The sequence below is a fragment of the Streptomyces sp. NPDC006687 genome (assembly GCF_040636215.1).
Classification (GTDB): Bacteria; Actinomycetota; Actinomycetes; order Streptomycetales; family Streptomycetaceae; genus Streptomyces.
Map to the genome: position 1 here is coordinate 1 of NZ_JBEYJJ010000008.1, position 20,353 is coordinate 20,353.

A 20,353-nucleotide genomic window follows, 5' to 3' on the forward strand; every position below is an offset into this window, starting at 1 on the left:
GGCGGGGCTCTATCCCCGGCCCCACCGCGCCCGCGCCTCAAGCGCCGGCGGGGCTGGAATCCGCTCCGCGAATTCCAGCCCCGCCGGGCGACCTGTAGCCCCGCCGGCGTTTGAGGCGCGGGGTCTGGGCGGAGCCCAGGGCGGCGGGCCCGAGACGGTAGCGGTACCTGAGAGAATGGCGGCATGGCTTCTGATCGTCCTCGCGCGCTCTCCGGCATCCAGCCCACCTCCGGCTCGTTCCACCTCGGGAACTACCTCGGAGCGATCCGCCAGTACGTCGCCCTGCAGGAGACGCACGACGCCTTCTACATGGTCGTCGACCTGCACGCGATCACCATGCCGCAGGATCCGAAGGACCTCCGCGCGAACACCCGGCTCTCCGCCGCCCAGCTCCTCGCCGCCGGTCTGGACCCCGAGCGGTGCACGCTCTTCATCCAGAGCCACGTCCCGGAGCACGCGCAGCTCGGCTGGGTCATGAACTGCATCACCGGTTTCGGTGAGGCCAGCCGGATGACCCAGTTCAAGGACAAGTCCGCCAAGGGCGGGGTCAACAGCGCCAGCGTCGGCCTGTTCACGTACCCGATCCTCCAGGTCGCCGACATCCTGCTCTACCAGGCGAACGCCGTCCCCGTCGGTGAGGACCAGCGCCAGCACGTGGAGCTGACCCGCGACCTCGCCGAGCGGTTCAACCACCGCTTCGGCCCGACCTTCACCCTGCCCGCCGCGCACATCGTCAAGGAGGTCGCGAAGATCTACGACCTCCAGGACCCCTCGATCAAGATGTCGAAGTCCGCGTCCTCCCCCAAGGGCCTGATCAGCCTCCTCGACGAGCCCAAGGTCACCGAGAAGAAGATCAAGAGCGCGGTCACCGACACCGGTTCCGAGATCCGCTTCGACGCCGAGAACAAGCCCGGCGTCAGCAACCTGCTCACGATCTACTCCACCCTCACGGGCGAGTCGGTCCCCGCCCTGGAAGCCGCGTACGAGGGCAAGGGCTACGGCGCGCTCAAGACCGACCTGGCCGCCGTGATGGTCGACTTCGTCACACCCTTCAAGCAGCGCACGCAGGAGTTCCTGGACGACCCCGAGACCCTGGACGCCGTACTGGCCAAGGGCGCGGAGAAGGCCAGGGCGGTCGCCGCCGAGACCCTGGCTCAGGCGTACGACCGCATCGGGTTCGTCCCCGCCAAGCACTGACGGACCGAGGCCCCTGGCGGCCGAGGGGGTGCTGGCGCCACACTGAGGCGGCAGCACCGACCACCACACCAACACGCGCGGAGGAGATCACGTGGGGACCGTAACGCTCGGCGTTTCGATCGCGGTCCCGGAGCCGTACGGCAGCCAGCTCCAGCAGCTGCGCGCCGGCTTCGGGGACGCCGCCGCGCACGGCATCCCCACGCACGTCACCCTCGTACCGCCCACCGAGGTGGAGGGCGGCCGGCTGCCGGCGATCCGCGCGCACCTCGCGGAGGTCGCGCGGTCCTTCCCCGCCTTCGCGATGCGCCTGGAGGGGACGGGAACCTTCCGGCCCCTGTCGCCGGTCGTCTTCGTCCGGCTCGCCGAGGGCGCCGAGGGCTGCACCAGCCTCCAGGGCCGCCTCCGCGACCCGGAGGGCCCGCTCAGCCGTGAGCTGGCCTTCCCGTACCACCCGCACGTCACCGTCGCCCACGGCATCTCCGACGAGGCGATGGACCGCGCCTACGAGGAGCTCGCGGACTACGCCGCCGGCTGGCAGTGCACGGGCTTCGCCCTCTACGAGCAGGGCTCGGACGGGGTCTGGCGCAAGCTGCGCGAGTACCCCTTCGCCGCTGCCGCGACCGGCGTCCCCGCACAGTCGGGCCCGCCCGCCGCCGACACCGCGATACGCCGCTCCTGACCCGACGGGCGCAGGCCCCGGACGGCTCGGAAGGCGTGGAAGCGCAGCCTCCGCAGGACCAGGGCGTGGAACGGACGGGGTGCGCGGCGGGGCGAGGGGCGAAAAGTCACAAGCGACGACCGTAGCGCCCAAATGCGACATTTCCGAGAATTTCCGGCAGCTCATTTACGGTGGCCCCCATGGACTGGCTGAAGAAACTCCCGGTGATCGGCCCGCTCGTGGCGGCCGTCATGCGGTCCCATGCCTGGCGCTCGTACGAACGCCTCGACCGCGTCCACTGGTCCCGGCTCGCCGCCGCCATCACCTTCATCAGCTTCCTCGCGCTCTTCCCGCTGATCACCGTCGCCGCGGCCGTCGGCGCTGCGCTGCTGAGCCAGGAGCAGCTGGACCAGCTCCAGGAAAGCCTCGCCAAGCAGGTCCCCGGGATCTCCGACCAGCTCGACCTCCCCGGGCTCGTCGCCAACGCCGGCACCGTCGGCCTCGTCGCCGGCGCGCTCCTGCTCTTCACCGGCATCGGCTGGATCGGCTCGATGCGCGACTGCCTGCGCGTCGTGTGGGAGAAGGACGACGAGGACCAGGGCAACCCCTTCGTCCGCAAGGGCAAGGACGCCCTGGTGCTGCTCGGCCTCGGCGGAGCGGCCCTGGCCTCCGCCACCGCGTCGATCATCGGGTCCACCGCGGTCGGCAAGCTCGGGGGGTTCATCGGCATCCCGCGCGAGGGCGCGGGCGGGGCGCTGCTGCGGGCCGGTGCCTTCCTCGTCGGCGTCCTGGCCGCCTTCCTGCTCCTGCTCTACCTGCTGACCCTGCTGCCCGGGGTCGAGCCGCCGCGCGGCCGCCTCCTCCAGGCCGCGCTGCTCGGGGCGGCCGGGTTCGAACTGCTGAAACTGCTGCTCAGCGGCTATATGCGGGGGGTCGCCGCCAAGAGCATGTACGGGGCCTTCGGCGTGCCGATCGCCCTGCTGCTGTGGATCAACTTCACGGCGAAGCTGCTGCTGTTCTGCGCCGCCTGGACCGCCACCCCCGCGGGCGCCGGCGACAGCGACGGCGCCGGCGACGAAGGCGGGGGCGACGAGGACGACACTCCTACGCCCCCCGCCCCCGACGCCCGCGCGGCCAGCGGCGGTTGACCGCGAAGGCCCCGCCCGCCACCACGGCCAGCGCACCGCCCGCGATGCCGAAGGCGGTACCGAGGCCGCCGCCGGACGGCGCCGGGCCGGCGGCCCCGGGGACGTTCTCGTGGGACTTGGCGGGGGAGCCGAAGGGCCGGGTGTCCGCGCTCTTCGGGGGCACCAGCTCACCGACCGGCTTGACCTTGCCGAGCGCCGCGAAGCCCCAGTCGAAGAGGTCCGCGGTCTCCTCGTACACCGAGTTGAGGCCGCCGTGGTCCGGGTTCATCACCGTGACCAGCAGCTTCTTGTTCCCGCGCTGGGCCGCGCCGGTGAAGGTGGAGCCGGCCATGGTGGTGTTGCCGTTCTTCACCCCGGCGATGCCCTTGTACGGGGTGATGCCGCCGGCGCCGGTCATCAGCCGGTTGGTGTTCTGGATCTCGAAGTACTCGCGCGGCCTGCCCGGCTCCTGATGGCCAGGGAACCTTGCCTCGGCGGTGCCGCAGTACTCGCGGAAGTCCTGCTTCTGGAGTCCGGAGCGGGCGATGAGGGTGAGGTCGTACGCGCTCGACACCTGCTCGGGGGCGTCGTACCCGTCGGGTGAGACCACGTGCGTGTCGAGGGCCTGGAGCTCCTCGGCGTGGGCCTGCATGTCCTTGACGGTCTTCTCCACGCCGCCGTTCATGGCCGACAGCACGTGCACGGCGTCGTTGCCGGAGCGCAGGAACACCCCGAGCCACAGGTCGTGGACCGAGTAGTCGTGGTCCTCCTTGACCCCGACGAGGCTGCTGCCGGGGCCGACGCCGTCCATGTCCTGGTCGGTGACGTGGTGCACCTGGTCCTTGGGGAGGGTGGGCAGCACGGTGTCCGCGAAGAGCATCTTCAGGGTGGAGGCCGGGGGCAGCCGCCAGTGGGCGTTGTGCGCCGCGAGCACCTCGCCGGTGTCGGCGTCCGCCACGATCCAGGACCGGCCGCTGAGGCTCGCGGGCAGCGCGGGCGCGCCGGGCAGGAGGTTCACCTGGGTACCGGGCTGGCCCAGTGCGGCGCCGCCGACCGTGGACATCGACGGCGGGGGCGCCTGGGCCTTGCGGGGCTTGGCCGTCCCCGGCTTGGCCGTCCCGGGCTTGGCCTTCCCGTCCGCCGGGCGGGGCGGTGGTGCCACGGCGGAGGCCGACGCGGCCGAGGGAGCGGCGAGCATCGCCGGTACCAGCAGCGCGGCGGAAAGGACCGTCAGGGCGGTCTTTTTGGCAGACACGCAGGTGAACGTACATCCCGATGGGCTGCCCGGCGCCGTGGACCGGCCAACCGGGGCGAACCACCCCCGGTACGGCCCACCCCGCCGCGTCCGTCCTGGGGACGAATCCGATACTGGGGACATGAAACTCAGCCGTACCGCGTCCTGGTTCCTCGCAGCGTTCGGAGCTTGGTCCTGGGTGATCTGGTCCACGTTCGTCAAGAACCTTTTCAATGACGCCAGCGGTCTGGCTTTCGATGACGGTCGGCCCACGGCGTACTTCTGGGTCCACCTGCTGCTCGCGGTGACGTCCTTCCTCCTGGGGACGGCCGTCGGCGTGATCGGGTTGCGCAGCGTTCTGACACTGCGACGCGAGTCACGCTGACCCTGTTTGTGCCGATTGTGGCCACCGCCGCGGCCCTCCGCCGCCGGAGCTGGTCCATCGGTGGCGCTGCGGGCACGCAAACGGCCGGGCCGCACGGGGAGTGCGGCCCGGCCGGGCCCGGTGGGGGGTGGGGGAGGATCAGTCGGGCAGCCGCTCCAGCAGCCACTGGCCGAGTTCAGGGGTGATGGCGGTGTGCCCCGTCGTGTCCGAGGAACAGATGTAGTCGTCGACCTCGCTCTCGTCCGGAGACAGGTCGTCGACGGGCGCGTAGAGGTCCTTCTGCTGATCGATGTCGCGGATCGCGACCGCGCTGACCGTGGGGACGAAGCAGACGCTCTCGTGCCGCAGGTCGATGCCGGCGCCGGCCTTCTTCAGGGCGTCGGCGAGGATGCCGTACGAGCGGAGGGTGCCGCCGGGGGCGCCGTCCAGCTCGGGGAAGTCGCTCGTCGTGATCGTCTTCTCGGCCGCGGGGAACCTCCGCTTCAGCTCGGCGACGATGACGTCCTTGCCCTGGGCCTGGGTGAAGAAGGTCGTGCCCGGGTAGATCCGCTCCAGCTTCAGCGCGGTCTCGCCGGGCGGAACCGCCGGGCCCGTACCGTCGCCGCGGCCGTTGGCGAGCGCCAGCGTGCGGGGGATGCGCGGCCAGGAGCCGAGCTGGTGGAGCTGCTGCAGGAACTGCTCGCGCTCGGGGGCGATGCCGATCCGGCCGGTCTCCGGGTCGTAGTGCCGCCAGAGCATCTGCCGGGCGGCGGGGCTGTTCATCTGCCGGGCGAAGGCGTTCGGCAGCGGGATGAAGTGGGAGAACGCCTGGAGGCCGACGGGCACGACCGCGCCGCGGTGCGGGGTGTCGTAGGAGAAGTACACCGCGGTGCGGTGATCCATCCGCATCTGCTCCAGCTTGGCCAGGGCATAGCGGGTGACCAGGCCGCCCATGCTGAAGCCGCCCACGGCCAGCCGGGCGTCGCCCACCTGCTGGGCGATGGCCCGCATGATGGCGGCCGTCGCCGCCTCGGCGTTGTCCAGGACCGAGGCGGAGCGCTCCTCGAAGCCGATCAGGATGACGTCGCGGCCCCGGCGGCGCAGCTGCGTCAGGAGGGGGAAGTCGCGGTCGAGACCGGCGTACAGCGCCTTCAGGTCGCTCTTGCCGAGGTTGAAGCCGTCGGCCATGATCACCGGCCGGGTGATCTCCTGGTTGCCTTCGCCGCGGAAGACGTGCGCGAAGCCGTTCGGCAGCTCCCACTCCTCGTCGGGTTCCGGGACCGGATACGGCAGCGGGACCGGCGGCTCGGCACCCACCGGGGTGGCGAGGGTGAACCCCCCGGCGTTCCGCTCGGCCAGTTCGACATCCTGCTCGGACAAGGTCGTCTCCTTCTGGGCTCGCGCAGGGCACAGCAGCCCGCTCCGGAAGCGGGCTGGGGGACTGTGGGGGCGCGAGGACAAGATCCATCCTCAGGCGCGCGGAAGAGGGCGGTCCACAACAAGTCCGGCCGGTCATCCGTTTGAACGGAGTGGAGGTGAACCATGGACCGGTCCACTGCGCCCCCTGCGCCCCCTTCGCCCCATGAGGACAACTCCTGGGTTTCAATGGCCCCATGACGATGTTGGTGGTGATCCTGGCGGTCGTCGCGGTGCTCGCGCTGCTGGGGCTGGTCCATCGGTGGCTGTGGGTGCGGCTGGTCCGTGACACCACGCGGGCGGGCGGGGCGGCGCGGCGTGCCGGGACGGTGCTGGCGTTCGCCTTGCCGGTGCTGTCGCTGGCGGCCGTGGTCGGGGGCCACGCGGGGGCCCCGTTCTGGCTCCAGCGGGTGGTGGCCTGGCCGGGGTTCCTGTGGCTGGCGGTGCTGCTGTACCTGACGCTGGCCATGCTGCCGGCGGAGCCCGTCCGTCACGTATGGCTCCGCCGGCTGAGCCGGGACACCGCCGGGGCGGCGCCGCAGCCGGTCGGCGCGGCCGGGCGCGGGGCCCCGGGGTCCGGGGCCCAGGCCCCCTCGCGCGAAGGGGTGGTCGCGGGGACGGCCCCACGGGCGGCCGCCCCCGCCGCCGGAACCCCGGCGGCTCCGGCCGGCCCGCAGGCGGACCCCGCCCCCGGCGCCTCCGAAGCGGCCCCCGGCCCCGGCGGCCCGGAGGCGGATCTCGCTCCCGCCGGCCCGGCGGCGGCCTCCGCTCCCGCCGGCCCGGAGGCGGCCTCCGCCTCCGGCGTCTGCGAAGGGGCCTCCGCCTCCGGAGGTCCGGAGGCGGCCTCCGCCCCCGGTGGCCCGGCGGCGGCCCTCGCTCCTGCCGGCCCGGAGGCGGCCTCCGCCTCCGGCGTCTGCGAAGGGGCCTCCGCCTCCGGAGGTCCGGAGGCGGCCTCCGCCCCCGGAGGCCCGGCGGCGGACCTCGCCCCCGGAGGCCCGGCGGCGGACCTCGCCCCCGGCGGTCCGGAGGCGGTCCTCGCCCCCGGCGGTCCGGAGGCGGCCTCCGGACCCGAGGCCCCGGAGGGGGCCCCCGGTGGCGGGCTCCCCCGGCGGGTGTTCGTCGCGCGGGTGCTCGGTGGGGCCGCCGTCGCCGCTGCCGGGGTGACCGTCGGGGGCGGGGCGTACGGGGTGCTGCGGGGGCCGCGGGTCAAGCGGGTGCGGGTGCCGCTCGCCCGGCTGCCCCGCGCGGCGCACGGTTTCCGCATCGCCGTCGTCAGCGACGTCCACCTCGGCCCCATCCTCGGCCGCGCCCACACCCGGCGCGTCGTCCAGACCGTCAACCGCACCCAGCCCGACCTCATCGCCGTCGTGGGCGACCTCGTCGACGGCAGCGTCCACGACCTCGGCTCCGCCGCCGAACCCCTGCGGGAGCTGCGGGCCCGCCACGGCAGCTTCTTCGTCACCGGCAACCACGAGTACTTCTCCGGTGCCCAGCAGTGGGTCGACCACGTCCGCGAACTCGGCCTGGTCCCCCTGGAGAACGCCCGCCGCGAGCTGCCCCACTTCGACCTGGCCGGGGTCAACGACGTCCAGGGCGAGAAGGAGGGCAAGGGCCCCGATTTCCAGGCGGCGCTCGGCGACCGCGACCGCTCCCGCACCTCCGTGCTCCTCGCCCACCAGCCGGTCGTCATCCACGACGCCGTCCGCCACGGCGTCGACCTCCAGCTCTCCGGCCACACCCACGGCGGCCAGCTCTGGCCCGGCAACTACGTGGCCGAGCTCGCCAACCCCACCGTCGCGGGCCTGGAGCGCTACGGCGACACCCAGCTGTACGTGTCCCGGGGCGCGGGCGCCTGGGGGCCGCCGGTCCGCGTCGGGGCGCCGTCCGACATCACGGTCGTGGAACTCGCCTCATACCACACCTGAGCGTCGGCGACCGGGACAAAACGGGCCTTCCCGTGGCTGAAATTCCGTGATTGGGTGGCCGACGGTCGTCCGATAGTCGGATGGGAAGTTCAGATAGCGAGGGTTCAGCGCCATGGGGATGGGGTCTGCCCGCACGAAGGCCATCGGGGCCGTCCTGGTCCTCGCAGCGGCGGGCGGCGTGGCCGCCTGGCAGCTGCTGCCCCTGGGCGAGGGGGGCCACGGCGCGATCCGGGTCGGGACCACCGACGCCGTCTCCGCCCTGGACCCGGCCGGCGCCTACGACGCCGGTTCCTGGGCCCTGTACAGCAACGTCTTCCAGTCGCTCCTGACCATCAAGCCCGGCTCCGACACCCCGGTCCCGGACGCCGCGTCCTCCTGCGCCTTCGTCGGCCAGAAGCTGACCACCTACCGGTGCGATCTGCGCTCCGACCTCACCTTCGGCGACGGCGGCCGCCCGGTCACCGCCGAGGACGTCAAGTTCTCCTTCGACCGCATCAAGCAGATCAACTCCGACCAGGGCCCGGTGCCGCTCTTCAACACCCTGGAGTCGGTCAAGGCCGAGGGCCGCACCGTCACCTTCAACCTCACCGCCCCCGACGCCACCTTCCCCTTCAAGATCGCCACGGGCGCCGCGTCGATCGTGGACAAGGACCGCTACCCCGCCAAGGCGCTGCGCGCGGACGGCAAGGCCGACGGTACGGGCCCCTTCCTCCTGACCGGCTACAAGGCCGGCAAGACGGCCGAGCTCAAGCCGAACCCGGCGTACCACGGGCAGGCCAAGCCGGCCAAGACGGCGGTGACCGTCCGCTACTACAAGGACTCCGCCCAGCTGGACCAGGCATGGCGGGACCACCAGATCGAGGTCGCGCACCGCGACATGCCCCCGACGGTGCTCGCGGGCCTCAACCCGGGCCTGAAGGACACCCGCTACCAGACCTCCGGCGGCACGGAGACCCGTCACATCGTCTTCAACGTCCGCCCGGGGTCCGCGGTCCAGAAGCCGGCCGTCCGCCAGGCCATGGCCGCCGCGCTGGACCGCTCGAAGATCGCCGCCGACGTCTACAAGGGCACGGTCACCCCGCTCTACTCCCTCGTCCCGGCGGGCATCGCCGGACACAGCACGCCGTTCTTCGACACCTACCCCGCCCCCAACGGCACGGTCGCCCGCAAGCTCCTGAGCGACGCCGGGATCGCCACGCCGGTCTCCGTCACGCTCGGGGTCAACACCCGGGGGGCGAACCTGGCCGAGGCCGAGGAGATCAAGCGGCAGCTGGAGTCCACGGGGCTGTTCCAGCTGAACGTCAAGCCGGTGGAGGTGTGGGGGGACTTCCAGAAGGCGTACGCGGCGGGGGAGTTCGACGCCTACACCATCGGCTGGATCGCCGACTTCCCGGACGCGGACAACTTCCTCGCCCCGCTGGTCGGCAAGGACTCCAGCATGAACAACGGCTTCTCGGACAAGACCGTCGAGGACCTCATCACCCGTACCCAGTCCTTCCAGGACCGCGGCGAGGCGTCCAACGACTTCCATGAGCTCCAGCGGGTGGTCTCCCAGCAGATCCCGCTCCTGCCGATCTGGCAGAAGAAGGACTACGTCCTCTCCCGCGAGGCCGTCAGCGGCCTCCAGTACCTCTCCGACGGCACGGGCGTCTGGCGCCTGTGGGAACTCGACTGGCTGTAGGCCCCCGGCCCGGAGCCGTCCGCGCCGGCCCCCTCAGCCCTCCTCGGGCCGGGGGGCCGAGGCGCGTTTGGCGGGGCGGGAGACCGCCGTCTGGGCCATGCCCGGCAGGAAGTCCGCGAACAGTTCGTGCACCTCCCGCACCAGCGGGCGCAGCACCCGGAAGCGGGCCAGGACGATGCCCCGCGTGGTCAGCTGAGCCCCGCGCTCGGCGAGCTTGCGGCTCTTCTCGCTGTCCGGGGAGCGGTCGAAGACCCAGTACAGGACGAGCCCCATGTGCGAGAGCCACATCAACTCCGGCAGGACGTCCGCCAGCTCCGCCGGAACCTTGGTCTTCGCCCCGGAGAGCACCTCGCGGTGGATGCGGATGGCCGCCTGCCGCGCCGGCTCCGACTCCGGGGAGAAGGGGCTGAGCGGACTCTGCGGGTCCGCGGCGTTCTTGAAGAACTGCGAGGCGAACTCGTGGTACGGCGCCGCGATGTCGAGCCAGCTCGTCAGCACTCCGGCGAGCCGCTTCTGCAGATCGCCCTCCTCGTCCAGGATCGGCCGGACCGCCGCCTGGTGGGCCGCGCTGATCCGGTCGTAGAACCCCTGGACCAGGTGTTCCTTGGACTCGAAGTAGTAGTACGCGTTGCCGACCGAGACCCCCGCCTCCTTGGCGATGGCCCGCATGGTCGTCTTGTCGAACCCGCGCTCCTGGAACAGGCGGAGCGCGGTTTCGAGGATGAGCGTGCGGGTCTGCTCGCTCTTGGGAGCCTTCTGATCTGTCACGGTGTCCGACCCTATCGGTGCACCCTGTACGGCTCGCCACAGGCCGGTTCCCCCGGCCCCGGAGGGGACTGGACGCCCCGCACGCGCGAGGCCCCGTGCCCGGAAACGGAACCGGGTACGGGGCCTCGCGGCGTCACGGGGACGGGGATCAGAAGCGGCGCGTGATCAGCGCACGCTTGACCTCCTGGATCGCCTTCGTGACCTCGATGCCACGCGGGCACGCGTCCGTGCAGTTGAAGGTCGTGCGGCAGCGCCACACGCCGTCCTTGTCGTTCAGGATCTCCAGCCGCTGCTCGCCGGCCTCGTCACGCGAGTCGAAGATGAAGCGGTGGGCGTTGACGATCGCCGCCGGCCCGAAGTACTGGCCGTCGTTCCAGAACACCGGGCAGGACGAGGTGCACGCCGCGCAGAGGATGCACTTCGTGGTGTCGTCGAACCGCTCGCGGTCCTCGGCGGACTGCAGGCGCTCGCGCGTCGGCTCGTTGCCCGTGGTGACCAGGAACGGCATGACGTCCCGGTACGCCTGGAAGAAGGGCTCCATGTCGACCACGAGGTCCTTCATCACCGTCAGGCCCTTGATGGCCTCGACGGTGATCGGCTTCTCCGGGTTGATGTCCTTGATCAGCGTCTTGCAGGCGAGCCTGTTCTTGCCGTTGATCCGCATCGCGTCGGAGCCGCAGATGCCGTGCGCGCAGGAGCGACGGAAGGTCAGCGTGCCGTCGAGGTCCCACTTGATCTTGTGGAGACCGTCGAGCACGCGCTCCTTCGGGTCGATCTCGATTTGGAAGTCCTGCCACTCCGCCTCGGCCGAGACCTCGGGGTTGTAGCGGCGGATCCGGAACGTGACCGTGATGTACGGCGAGGCGGCGGCCGCCGCCTCCATCTTGTCCAGGGTCGGGGTGGCCATCAGTACTTACGCTCCATCGGCTGGTAGCGGGTGACGACGACGGGCTTGTAGTCCAGCCGGACGGAGTCCTTGCCGTCGGCGCCGACCTCGCGGTACGCCATGGTGTGGCGCATGAAGTTGACGTCGTCGCGGTTCGGGTAGTCCTCGCGGTAGTGACCGCCGCGGGACTCCTTGCGCGCCAGGGCGGACACGGCCATGACCTCGGCCAGGTCGAGCAGGTTGCCCAGCTCGATGGCCTCCAGCAGGTCCGTGTTGAACCGCTTGCCCTTGTCCTGGACGGACACGTTCTTGTAGCGCTCGCGCAGCTCCGCGATCTTCTCGACCGCGGTCTTGATGGTCTGCTCCGTACGGAACACCATCACGCACGCGTCCATCGTCTCCTGGAGCTCCAGGCGCAGGTCGGCGACCCGCTCCGTGCCCGTGGAGTTGCGCAGGTGCTCGACCAGGTCGGCGACCTGCTGCGCCGGGTTCTCCGGCAGCTCGACGTAGTCGTTCTCGGCGGCGTACTTCGCCGCGGCGATGCCGGAGCGCTTGCCGAAGACGTTGATGTCGAGCAGCGAGTTGGTGCCCAGACGGTTGGCGCCGTGCACCGACACGCACGCGACCTCGCCGGCCGCGTACAGGCCGGGGACGACGGTGGTGTTGTCCGCCAGGACCTCACCCTCGACGTTGGTCGGGATGCCGCCCATGGCGTAGTGCGCGGTGGGCTGGATCGGGATCGGGTCCGTGTACGGCTCGATACCGAGGTAGGTGCGCGCGAACTCCGTGATGTCCGGGAGCTTCGCGTCCAGCTGCTCCGGCGGGAGGTGCGTCAGGTCCAGGTACACGTGGTCACCGGCCGGACCGCAGCCGCGGCCCTCGCGGATCTCGGTGTAGATGGAGCGCGAGACGACGTCACGGGACGCGAGGTCCTTCATGACCGGCGCGTACTTCTCCATGAAGCGCTCGCCGTCCTTGTTGCGGAGGATGCCGCCCTCACCACGGGCGCCCTCCGTCAGCAGGATGCCCATGCGCCAGATGCCCGTCGGGTGGAACTGGAAGAACTCCATGTCCTCCAGCGGCAGACCCCGGCGGTAGCAGGCCGCCTGGCCGTCACCGGTCAGGGTGTGCGCGTTGGAGGTCACCTTGAAGAACTTGCCGGTGCCGCCCGAGGCGTAGATCACGGACTTCGCCTGGAAGACGTGGATCTCACCGGTGGCGAGCTCGTACGCGACGACGCCCGCGGACTTCTTCACCCCGTCGACCTCGACCAGCAGCTGGTCCAGGACGTAGAACTCGTTGAAGAACTCCACGCCCTCCTTGACGCAGTTCTGGTACAGCGTCTGGAGGATCATGTGACCGGTGCGGTCCGCGGCGTAGCAGGACCGGCGGACCGGCGCCTCGCCGTGGTTGCGGGAGTGACCGCCGAAGCGGCGCTGGTCGATGGTGCCGTCCGGGGTGCGGTTGAACGGCAGGCCCATCTTCTCCAGGTCGAGGACCGCGTCGATGGCCTCCTTCGCCAGGATCTCGGCGGCGTCCTGGTCGACCAGGTAGTCACCGCCCTTGACCGTGTCGAAGGTGTGCCACTCCCAGTTGTCGTCCTCCACGTTGGCCAGCGCGGCGGCCATGCCGCCCTGCGCGGCGCCCGTGTGGGAGCGGGTGGGGTAGAGCTTCGTCAGCACCGCGGTGCGGCTGCGCTTCGTCGCCTCGATGGCGGCGCGCATGCCCGCGCCACCGGCGCCGACGATGACGGTGTCGTACTTGTGGATCTTCATTGGATTCGCCTCAGCCCCGTTGCCTAGCGGATGTTCGGGTCGAAGGTGAAGATCACCAGCGTGCCCAGAAGGATGGTGAACACCGTGGCGGTGTAGAGCAGGCCCTTCAGCCACAGCCGCGTGCCGGCGCGCTCCGCGTAGTCGTTGATGACGGTACGCAGGCCGTTGGCGCCGTGCAGCATGGCCAGCCACAGCATCAGCAGGTCCCAGACCTGCCAGAACGGGGAAGCCCAGCGGCCGGCCACGAACGCGAAGCCGACCTTGGAGACGCCGCCGTCCAGCACCAGCTGGATCAGGAGGTGGCCGATGACCAGGACGACCAGCACGATGCCCGAGAGGCGCATGAAGAGCCATGCGGCCATCTCGAAGTTGCCGCGGGTCGAGCGCGGGGTCTTGCCGGTCCGCTTGCGCGGGGCCTCGATGTAGGGCGCCGGGTTGTCGGTGTCGTAGAGGGACACGCCCTCGACGGAGCCGATCGCCTGGGCGGAAGAAGTGTCAGAAGACATGCGTGTCACTCCCCGAACAGAACGCGGTAGGCGTGGCCGAGGACCGGGTAGACGGCGCCGGCCATCAGCACGATCCAGACGCCCACGACGGTCCAGAGCATCTGCTTCTGGTAGCGGGGGCCCTTGGACCAGAAGTCCACGGCGATCACACGAAGACCGTTGAGCGCGTGGAAGAGGATGGCGGCGACGAGGCCGTACTCCAGCAGCGCGACGATCGGGGTCTTGTAGGTAGACACGACATCGTCGTACGCCTCAGGGGAGACGCGGACGAGTGCGGTGTCGAGGACGTGTACGAACAGGAAGAAGAAAATGAGGACGCCGGTGACTCGATGAGCCACCCAGGACCACATTCCTTCCCGGCCGCGGTACAACGTTCCAGCCGGCACGGAAAACCCTCCGGAAGCGGGGCGGGGGCCAGCCGGCTTCTTTGTCGGTCGGGCCCGGCCGGGTACGGTCCACCGGCCCCGGACATCGTAGCGACGCTTTGTCGGTTCCCTCGCCCGGGGTCCACTGGTGTGATCAAACAGGCACGGACGGCCTACCCCGCAGGGGCGAATCGCCCCGAATCGGCCGCCGGGAGTCCGTCGTCGGGGCCCAGGGGGCCGGTTCCCGCCAATCGGTCGAGCAGACGCAGCAGCCGGGAGCGGGCGACCATCCTCAGTTCGTCGGCCGCGATCGAGCGCTCCTCGTCGATCTCGTGACCCAGCCTCCGGCGGATCGCGGCCAGCAGCTGGCTGATCTGCTCCTCCGGCGGATGCCCGTCCAGGCACACCACGAAGGCGTGCCCGAAGGTGCGCTCGTACTCCGCCCGGGCCGCGTCCAACGCCACCAGCGCGGCGTAGGGGGCGCCGTGGCCCAGCTCCGCCGAGGACTCCCGGGCCAGCGCCTGCGTGAGGTCGGCCTGGGACAGGTCGTACGCCGCCTCGTCGGCCGCCGCCAGCAGGGAGGCGCAGTCCGGGTAGGGGCGGTGTTCGGCCACCCGCTGCGCCCAGCGCTCGCTGCCGCAGCAGCGCAGCAGGGCCGCGCGGGCATGCTCGGGCGGCAGCGAGTTGAACCGCGCCAGCCCGGCGCCCGGAGTGGAGACCGGGCCGCGGACCTGTGCCGGAAGGGGGCTGGACAGCGGAGTTCTCCTCGGGGGCGGCGTGGGTGTAGCGCCACGCTAGCGATCCGGGAGAGGGGGTGGGGTATGCAGAGGGGGAATTCCCACGGAAGTGAAACCGAAAGGATGACACCCGGGCCGGTGTGAACCGGCCGAAGTGAGGGGAGGGCGACCGAGGCCGCCACCCCCCACAGGAGAGGCCCCGGCCGCCGTCCGATACGGGCTCGTGCGACAAGCCCGTATCTGTGTCAGCGTCCGGAGTGCGTTTTCTGTCACACCTCGCTCCGCGCAGGGTTGGTTGCTGGTTGTACAACGCGTGGACGAGAGGTGTGTGAAGGCCGTAACGTGCGGATTTGCGCCACACGTACAGGACGTCGAACGGGTTGGGGACTTTGCTGGGGGACGACGCGGAGCTGACCGCCGCGGTGCTCGCGGCACAGGACGGCGACGAGAGCGCGTTCCGGACTGTGTACCGCACTGTGCACCCGCGCCTGCTCGGATACGTACGGACGCTCGTCGGGGACGGCGACGCGGAAGACGTGACCTCCGAGGCATGGCTGCAGATCGCCCGCGACCTCGACTCGTTCACCGGAGACGCCGACCGCTTCCGCGGCTGGGCGGCCCGCATCGCCCGTAACCGGGCCCTGGACCACATCCGGATGCGCGGCCGCCGGCCCGCCGTCGGCGGCGACGAGACCGAGCTGACCGGGCGGGCCGCTGACTCCGACACCTACGGCGAGGCCATGGAGGCCCTGTCCACGGGCCGCACCATGGCGCTCATCGCGCAGCTCCCGCAGGACCAGGCCGAGGCCGTCGTCCTGCGGGTGGTCGTCGGCCTCGACGCCAAGACGGCGGCCGAGACCCTGGGCAAGCGGCCCGGCGCGGTCCGCACGGCGGCCCACCGCGGGCTGAAGAAGCTCGCCGAACTGCTCGGGGCCGAGGCCGGGGCCGCCGAGGCGGCCGAGGTGCGCGGGCGGGTCGGCCATAATGCCCCAGACCCGGTGCGGGACCGGGACCTCGACGCCGTACCGGCGCAGCGGGCGCGGGCCCTCGTCGAACAAACCGGTGTGACGCATTCACGTTGGCGGACGCAGAAGGACATGTGATGGCCGACGAGCACAAGGGGTGGCTGGACGCAGCCACGGCGGAAGAGCTGCTGCGCGGCCGGGCCGCCGGCCCGGCCGGGCCGGGCGCCCACCCGCGCGCCGGCGCCGAGGCCGCCCGCCTGCGCGCCGCCCTCGACGCCCTGACCCCGCCCTCCGCGGCCCCCGGCGAGCTGCCGGGCGAGGCCGAGGCCGTGGCGGCGTTCCGTGCTGCGCACGGGGCGCGGGCCGCCTCGGCGGCGGACGCCGCGCCGGGCACCCGGGCTGGCCGGGGCGCGGTCCCGGACGAGCCGCTCATCGCTCTGGCCCCCGCCCCCGTCGTACGGATCCCCGCGCAGCGGCGTTTCGGTACCCCGGCGCGGTTCGGGCTGGCGGCCGCGCTGGCCGGGGTCGCGGTCGGCGGGATCGCCGCCGTCGCCGGCAGCGGGCTGCTGGACGGGGCCGTCCGCCTCACCGCGGGCCCGGCGCCGGCCGTGTCGGTCAGCGCCGACCCGGACCGCACGCCCGCCGGGGAGTCGTCCGGCCCCAGCACCATGCCGCAGCTGCGGCCCACCCCGGAGGGCGGTGGCGGCACCGTCCCGCCCGGCCCCGGCTTCTCGCTGTCGCCGGACGGGCGCTCCCGCGTCCCGGACCCCGGCCAGTCGCTGCCGCCCGGCGCGGTGACCACCCCGGACACCCCGGGCGGTGGCACGGCGGGCACGGACGGCGGCACCCGCAACACCTTCACCGACCGGAACGACGGCAACGCCGACGGCACCGGCGCAGCGGAGAAGGACCGCGACGGGCAGGGCAAGAACCGCCCGGAGGAACTGTGCCGGGACCACCTCGCGAACAAGCTGGGCGAGGACCGCAAGCAGTACCTCGCCCGGATCGCCGGCGGCTCCGCCAAGGTGTCCCGCTTCTGCGCCACCTTGCTGGACGCCCCCCGCTCGGGCACCCCGCAGAGCGGCACCGGAGGCCCGGGGGGCGTCGTCGCCCCCTCGCCGACCGTGAACCCGGGCGGCCCGCTGGGGTTCCGTACCCGCTGACCGGAGCCGTGCAGAAACGCTTCCTCAGAAGCCCGCACGGCAGCCAGTAACACTTTTCGACCCGTCGGCGCAGTACAGAACGAGCCGACTGGTCATCGGCCGCGCAAGAGCCGGGGTTCCCCCCGTACCTCTGGGCTCTGCGCACACGGCGCGGGCGGGGCACGTTCCCCCGGCCCTGCCCGCGCCCTCCCTCTTCCCCCGGCCGTTCGGTCGACCGAATCACCTCACCAGTAGACGACGACCTTGTCGCCGACCTTCACCTGGTCGAACAGCGCCGACAGCTTCGCCTTGTCCCGGACGTTCACACAGCCGTGCGAGGCGCCCGCGTAGCCCCGGGCCGCGAAGTCGGCCGAGTAGTGCACCGCCTGGCCCTGACTGAAGAACATCGAGTACGGCATCGGCGTGTGGTAGATCGTCGACGTCCACTCGCGGGCCTTCCACTCCACCTGGAACTGGCCCTCACGGGTCGGCGTGTTCTCCGAGCCGAAGCGCACGTCCATGGACGAGACCACCTTGCCGTCGATCATCCAGGCCAGCGTGCGGCTCTCCTTGCTGATGCACAGCACCCGGCCCTGCATGCACCGCGGGTCCGGGGCGGCCACCTCGTTGGTGGTCGGCGGCTGCAGCTCCTCCTGCGTGGGCTTCCTGCTCAGCTCCTGGACCTTGTGCCAGGTGGCCTCGTCCACCGCACCGCTCGGACCGAGCCCGTGCCGCTCCTGGAAGGTCTTCACCGCGGCCGTGGTCTTCGACCCGTAGAACCCGGTCGGCGCCGCCGACATCAGCTTCAGCTGCCGCAGCCGGGCCTGGAGCTCCCGCACCTGCTCGCTCTCGTCACCGTTGGCCATGACCGGCTTCACGCCGGGCGCCCGGGACGCCGGCGGCGCCTGCGAGGGCGCGGCGGACGGGGACGAGGACTGCGTGGGCGTGGGCGCGGGGGAGGAGGCTCCCGGCTTGTCGTCCTGCCCGCCCGGCCCGGACGGCGAGGCCGAGGAGGGAACCCCCGGCGCGGCGGGCGCGGCCGGCCCCGCACCGGAATGCTGCGGCCCGCACCCGACCGCGGCCAGCGCGACGGCGCCGGCCAGCCCGAGCGTGCGGAGTATGACTTTCTGTCGGTGCATCGCGGATCCCCCGGATTCGACGTCGTATAGCTAGGTGATGCCTCACGGGCGTGGACAGTTGCGGACGAACTCCATCTGTTGCGCCATTGTGACCAGCGGTCGTCGCGGGCACGGTGGTATCCGGCCCCCAGGCCGGTCGGCTCCACGGACACGGAGGTCCACGGCATGGTCCGTCCCACGGCCCGCAGTGAGAGCGGTATTCCCATCGAACCCGTCTACGGGCCCGGGGACCTGGCGGGATGGGATCCGGAGGTCAGTCTCGGGGCGCCGGGGGAGTATCCGTATACCCGCGGTATCCATCCCGCGATGTACACGGCCCGGCCCTGGACCATGCGCCAGTACGCGGGCTTCGGGACCGCCGCCGAGTCCAACGCCCGCTACCGCCGGCTCATCGAGGGCGGCGGGACTGGGCTGTCCGTGGCCTTCGACCTGCCGACCCAGATGGGACACGACTCCGACGCCCCCCTGGCCGCCGGGGAGGTCGGCAAGGTCGGGGTCGCCGTGGACTCCGTCGAGGACATGCGGGTCCTCCTCGACGGCATCCCCCTCGACCGGGTCTCCACCTCCATGACGATCAACGCCCCGGCCGCCCCCCTGCTGCTGATGTACGAGCTGGTCGCCGAGGAGCGGGGCATCGCGGGCGCGCAGCTGGCGGGCACGGTCCAGAACGACATCCTCAAGGAGTACATCGCGCGCGGTACGTACATCTTCCCGCCCGGCCCCTCCCTGCGGCTGACCGCCGACACCTTCCGCTACTGCCGGGCCGGGCTGCCGAAGTGGAACACCATCTCCGTCTCCGGCTACCACATGGCCGAGGCGGGGGCCTCGCCCGTGCAGGAGATCGCCTTCACCCTCGCCGACGCCATCGCGTACGTCCGTACCGCCCTCGCCGCCGGGATGGCCGTGGACGAGTTCGCACCCCGCCTGTCCTTCTTCTTCGTCGCCCGCACCACCCTCCTGGAGGAGGTGGCCAAGTTCCGGGCGGCCCGCCGGATCTGGGCCCGCGTCATGCGCGAGGAGTTCGGGGCCAAGGACCCCCGGTCGCTGATGCTGCGCTTCCACACCCAGACCGCCGGGGTCCAGCTGACGGCGCAGCAGCCCGAGCTGAACCTCGTACGGGTGGGCGTGCAGGCGCTGGCCGCGGTGCTCGGCGGAACCCAGTCGCTGCACACCAACTCCTTCGACGAGGCCATCGCCCTGCCCACGGAGAAGGCGGCCGGGCTGGCGCTGCGGACCCAGCAGGTGCTCGCGTACGAGACGGACGTGCCGCACACCGCCGACCCCTTCGCCGGGTCCTACGCCGTGGAGCGGATGACCGACGAGGTGGAGGCGGCCGCCCTGGACCTGATGCGGCGGGTCGAGGAGCTCGGCGGGGCGGTCGCGGCGATCGAGGCGGGCTTCCAGAAGGAGGAGATCGAGGCCAACGCCTACCGGATCGCCCGGGAGCAGGAGGCCGGGGCGCGCGTCGTCGTCGGGGTCAACCGCTTCGCGGCGGAGCGCGAGGAACGGTACGAGCCGCTGCGCGTCGACCCCGAGGTCGAGGCCCGCCAGTGCGAGGCGCTGGCCCGGCTGCGGGCCGGGCGGGATGCGGAGGCGGTGCGCTCGACGCTGGAGGAGCTGCGGGAGGCGGCCGCCGGGACGGAGGAGAACGTGCTGCACCCGATGAAGGAGGCGCTGCGGGCGCGGGCCACGGTGGGGGAGGTGTGCGGGGTGCTGCGGGAGGTCTGGGGGACGTACGAGCCGGGCGGTCCCGCATCCTGAAACCCACTGGCGTGACAGGTGCGTCCCTATGGGACACTCCTGCGCATGCTGGGTGTGACAGATCTTCCTACTTATCTCGCCGCCGTCGTGCTGATCGTCCTGCTGCCGGGGCCGAACTCGCTCTACGTGCTCTCCGTCGCCTCCCGCCAGGGGGTGAAGCGGGGCTACCAGGCCGCCTGCGGGGTGTTCACCGGGGACACCGTGCTCATGGTGCTCGCGGCCGTCGGCGCGGGCGCGCTGCTCAAGGCGAGCCCGGTGCTGTTCACCGTGGTCAAGGTGCTCGGCGCCGGTTACCTCGGCTGGCTGGCCGTGGGCATGATGCGGGCCGCGTGGGGCATGTGGCGGGCGCGCCGGACGCGGGACGAGGAGCCGGAGCCGGCCGGCTCGCAGGCGGCGGGCGCGGCCGAGCGGCCGTACCGCAGGGCGCTGGTGGTGAGCCTGCTCAACCCGAAGGCGATCTTGTTCCTGCTGTCGTTCTTCGTGCAGTTCGTGGACCCCGGCTACGGCTACCCCGCGCTGTCGTTCCTGCTGCTCGGGACCGTCTCCCAGCTGGTCAGCTTCGTCTACCTGTCCACCCTGATCTTCACCGGGACCCGGCTGTCGGCCGCCTTCCGGCGCCGCAAGCGGCTCTCGGCGGGGGCGACCTCGGCGGCGGGCGTGATCTTCCTCGGCTTCGCCGCCAAGCTGGCCGTCAGCTGAGGACCCGG

19 protein-coding genes are annotated in these 20,353 nt (G+C 71.8%); 10 read left to right on the top strand and 9 right to left on the bottom strand.

All coding sequences use genetic code 11. The features are described 5' to 3' along the window. Positions 1 to 183 precede the first annotated feature (183 nt). The 3 genes from trpS (at position 184) to ABZ716_RS12175 (ending at position 3,003) form a co-directional block, all read left to right on the top strand. Positions 184 to 1,197: a tryptophan--tRNA ligase gene (gene trpS / locus ABZ716_RS12165; RefSeq protein WP_358958452.1), complete on the top strand. Its 1,014-nt coding sequence runs from the start codon at positions 184 to 186 to the stop codon at positions 1,195 to 1,197. 91 nt (positions 1,198 to 1,288) lie between these two features. Further along, positions 1,289 to 1,876, top strand: coding sequence for a 2'-5' RNA ligase family protein (locus ABZ716_RS12170; protein WP_355973495.1), 588 nt, complete (start codon positions 1,289 to 1,291; stop codon positions 1,874 to 1,876). Between the two features lie 179 nt (positions 1,877 to 2,055). Further along, complete coding sequence (locus ABZ716_RS12175) at positions 2,056 to 3,003, top strand: YihY/virulence factor BrkB family protein (RefSeq protein ID WP_358958454.1); 948 nt, start codon at positions 2,056 to 2,058, stop codon at positions 3,001 to 3,003. On the opposite strand, the gene ABZ716_RS12180 is transcribed toward ABZ716_RS12175, so the two are convergent. Beyond that, positions 2,960 to 4,237 carry a D-alanyl-D-alanine carboxypeptidase gene (locus ABZ716_RS12180; protein WP_358812857.1) on the bottom strand — a complete coding sequence of 426 codons (1,278 nt, stop codon included), beginning with the start codon at positions 4,235 to 4,237 and terminating at the stop codon, positions 2,960 to 2,962. The two genes, ABZ716_RS12175 and ABZ716_RS12180, sit on opposite strands and share 44 nt — an antisense overlap. A 121-nt stretch (positions 4,238 to 4,358) precedes the next feature. Here ABZ716_RS12180 and ABZ716_RS12185 point away from each other — a divergent pair, with 121 nt between their 5' ends. Beyond that, a complete protein-coding gene (locus tag ABZ716_RS12185) occupies positions 4,359 to 4,601 on the top strand; it encodes an SCO4848 family membrane protein (RefSeq protein WP_351878050.1) in 243 nt (80 codons plus the stop codon). A 138-nt stretch (positions 4,602 to 4,739) separates the two neighbouring features. Here the strand turns inward: ABZ716_RS12185 and ABZ716_RS12190 are convergent, their stop codons facing one another. Next, entirely contained in the window at positions 4,740 to 5,960 is a 1,221-nt protein-coding gene (locus tag ABZ716_RS12190; protein WP_358958457.1) for a hypothetical protein, read from the bottom strand. A 233-nt stretch (positions 5,961 to 6,193) separates the two neighbouring features. Here ABZ716_RS12190 and ABZ716_RS12195 point away from each other — a divergent pair, with 233 nt between their 5' ends. Further along, positions 6,194 to 7,921, top strand: coding sequence for a metallophosphoesterase (locus tag ABZ716_RS12195; protein WP_358958459.1), 1,728 nt, complete (start codon positions 6,194 to 6,196; stop codon positions 7,919 to 7,921). Positions 7,922 to 8,039: 118 nt separating this feature from the next. Continuing rightward, positions 8,040 to 9,602 carry an ABC transporter substrate-binding protein gene (locus ABZ716_RS12200; RefSeq protein ID WP_358958714.1) on the top strand — a complete coding sequence of 521 codons (1,563 nt, stop codon included), beginning with the start codon at positions 8,040 to 8,042 and terminating at the stop codon, positions 9,600 to 9,602. A 33-nt stretch (positions 9,603 to 9,635) separates the two neighbouring features. Here the strand turns inward: ABZ716_RS12200 and ABZ716_RS12205 are convergent, their stop codons facing one another. The 6 genes from ABZ716_RS12205 to ABZ716_RS12230 all read right to left on the bottom strand — a co-directional run bounded on the left by ABZ716_RS12205 (position 9,636) and on the right by ABZ716_RS12230 (position 14,657). Beyond that, positions 9,636 to 10,370, bottom strand: a complete 735-nt coding sequence (locus ABZ716_RS12205; protein WP_358958462.1) for a TetR family transcriptional regulator — start codon at positions 10,368 to 10,370, stop codon at positions 9,636 to 9,638. A gap of 148 nt (positions 10,371 to 10,518) precedes the next feature. Further along, positions 10,519 to 11,277 (bottom strand): succinate dehydrogenase iron-sulfur subunit, encoded by a 759-nt coding sequence (locus ABZ716_RS12210; RefSeq protein WP_351878044.1) that lies wholly within the window; start codon positions 11,275 to 11,277, stop codon positions 10,519 to 10,521. Further along, complete coding sequence (gene sdhA / locus ABZ716_RS12215) at positions 11,277 to 13,031, bottom strand: succinate dehydrogenase flavoprotein subunit (protein WP_351878042.1); 1,755 nt, start codon at positions 13,029 to 13,031, stop codon at positions 11,277 to 11,279. The genes ABZ716_RS12210 and sdhA overlap by 1 nt, the downstream gene beginning before the upstream one ends. A 23-nt stretch (positions 13,032 to 13,054) precedes the next feature. Next, complete coding sequence (locus tag ABZ716_RS12220; RefSeq protein ID WP_351878040.1) at positions 13,055 to 13,537, bottom strand: succinate dehydrogenase hydrophobic membrane anchor subunit; 483 nt, start codon at positions 13,535 to 13,537, stop codon at positions 13,055 to 13,057. A gap of 5 nt (positions 13,538 to 13,542) precedes the next feature. Next, the gene (gene sdhC, locus ABZ716_RS12225; RefSeq protein ID WP_355973503.1) at positions 13,543 to 13,923 is read right to left on the bottom strand and encodes a succinate dehydrogenase, cytochrome b556 subunit; all 381 of its coding nucleotides are present in this window, start codon (positions 13,921 to 13,923) and stop codon (positions 13,543 to 13,545) included. Between the two features lie 152 nt (positions 13,924 to 14,075). Next, the gene (locus tag ABZ716_RS12230; protein WP_358812896.1) at positions 14,076 to 14,657 is read right to left on the bottom strand and encodes a 2-oxo-4-hydroxy-4-carboxy-5-ureidoimidazoline decarboxylase; all 582 of its coding nucleotides are present in this window, start codon (positions 14,655 to 14,657) and stop codon (positions 14,076 to 14,078) included. A 371-nt stretch (positions 14,658 to 15,028) separates the two neighbouring features. On the opposite strand from ABZ716_RS12230, the gene ABZ716_RS12235 reads away from it, so the two are divergent. Then, entirely contained in the window at positions 15,029 to 15,742 is a 714-nt protein-coding gene (locus ABZ716_RS12235) for an RNA polymerase sigma factor (protein WP_358812897.1), read from the top strand. Then, entirely contained in the window at positions 15,742 to 16,767 is a 1,026-nt protein-coding gene (locus ABZ716_RS12240; protein ID WP_358958465.1) for a hypothetical protein, read from the top strand. The genes ABZ716_RS12235 and ABZ716_RS12240 overlap by 1 nt, the downstream gene beginning before the upstream one ends. A gap of 224 nt (positions 16,768 to 16,991) precedes the next feature. Here ABZ716_RS12240 and ABZ716_RS12245 read toward each other — a convergent pair whose 3' ends face one another. Next, positions 16,992 to 17,885 carry a L,D-transpeptidase family protein gene (locus ABZ716_RS12245; protein WP_358958468.1) on the bottom strand — a complete coding sequence of 298 codons (894 nt, stop codon included), beginning with the start codon at positions 17,883 to 17,885 and terminating at the stop codon, positions 16,992 to 16,994. A gap of 165 nt (positions 17,886 to 18,050) precedes the next feature. Here ABZ716_RS12245 and ABZ716_RS12250 point away from each other — a divergent pair, with 165 nt between their 5' ends. Next, a complete protein-coding gene (locus ABZ716_RS12250; RefSeq protein ID WP_358812862.1) occupies positions 18,051 to 19,646 on the top strand; it encodes a methylmalonyl-CoA mutase family protein in 1,596 nt (531 codons plus the stop codon). A gap of 45 nt (positions 19,647 to 19,691) precedes the next feature. Then, positions 19,692 to 20,345: a leucine efflux protein LeuE gene (gene leuE, locus ABZ716_RS12255; RefSeq protein ID WP_358812863.1), complete on the top strand. Its 654-nt coding sequence runs from the start codon at positions 19,692 to 19,694 to the stop codon at positions 20,343 to 20,345. Positions 20,346 to 20,353 lie beyond the last annotated feature (8 nt).

What these genes read in the sequence shown, in the direction of transcription:
- trpS (WP_358958452.1), top strand. Translation starts at nt 184, where the DNA reads ATGGCTTCTGATCGTCCTCGCGCGCTCTCCGGCATCCAGCCCACCTCC.
- ABZ716_RS12175 (WP_358958454.1), top strand. Translation starts at nt 2,056, where the DNA reads ATGGACTGGCTGAAGAAACTCCCGGTGATCGGCCCGCTCGTGGCGGCC.
- ABZ716_RS12185 (WP_351878050.1), top strand. Translation starts at nt 4,359, where the DNA reads ATGAAACTCAGCCGTACCGCGTCCTGGTTCCTCGCAGCGTTCGGAGCT.
- ABZ716_RS12195 (WP_358958459.1), top strand. Translation starts at nt 6,194, where the DNA reads ATGACGATGTTGGTGGTGATCCTGGCGGTCGTCGCGGTGCTCGCGCTG.
- ABZ716_RS12200 (WP_358958714.1), top strand. Translation starts at nt 8,040, where the DNA reads ATGGGGTCTGCCCGCACGAAGGCCATCGGGGCCGTCCTGGTCCTCGCA.
- ABZ716_RS12210 (WP_351878044.1), bottom strand. Translation starts at nt 11,277, where the DNA reads ATGGCCACCCCGACCCTGGACAAGATGGAGGCGGCGGCCGCCGCCTCG.
- sdhA (WP_351878042.1), bottom strand. Translation starts at nt 13,031, where the DNA reads ATGAAGATCCACAAGTACGACACCGTCATCGTCGGCGCCGGTGGCGCG.
- ABZ716_RS12220 (WP_351878040.1), bottom strand. Translation starts at nt 13,537, where the DNA reads ATGTCTTCTGACACTTCTTCCGCCCAGGCGATCGGCTCCGTCGAGGGC.
- ABZ716_RS12240 (WP_358958465.1), top strand. Translation starts at nt 15,742, where the DNA reads ATGGCCGACGAGCACAAGGGGTGGCTGGACGCAGCCACGGCGGAAGAG.
- ABZ716_RS12245 (WP_358958468.1), bottom strand. Translation starts at nt 17,885, where the DNA reads ATGCACCGACAGAAAGTCATACTCCGCACGCTCGGGCTGGCCGGCGCC.
- ABZ716_RS12250 (WP_358812862.1), top strand. Translation starts at nt 18,051, where the DNA reads ATGGTCCGTCCCACGGCCCGCAGTGAGAGCGGTATTCCCATCGAACCC.
- leuE (WP_358812863.1), top strand. Translation starts at nt 19,692, where the DNA reads ATGCTGGGTGTGACAGATCTTCCTACTTATCTCGCCGCCGTCGTGCTG.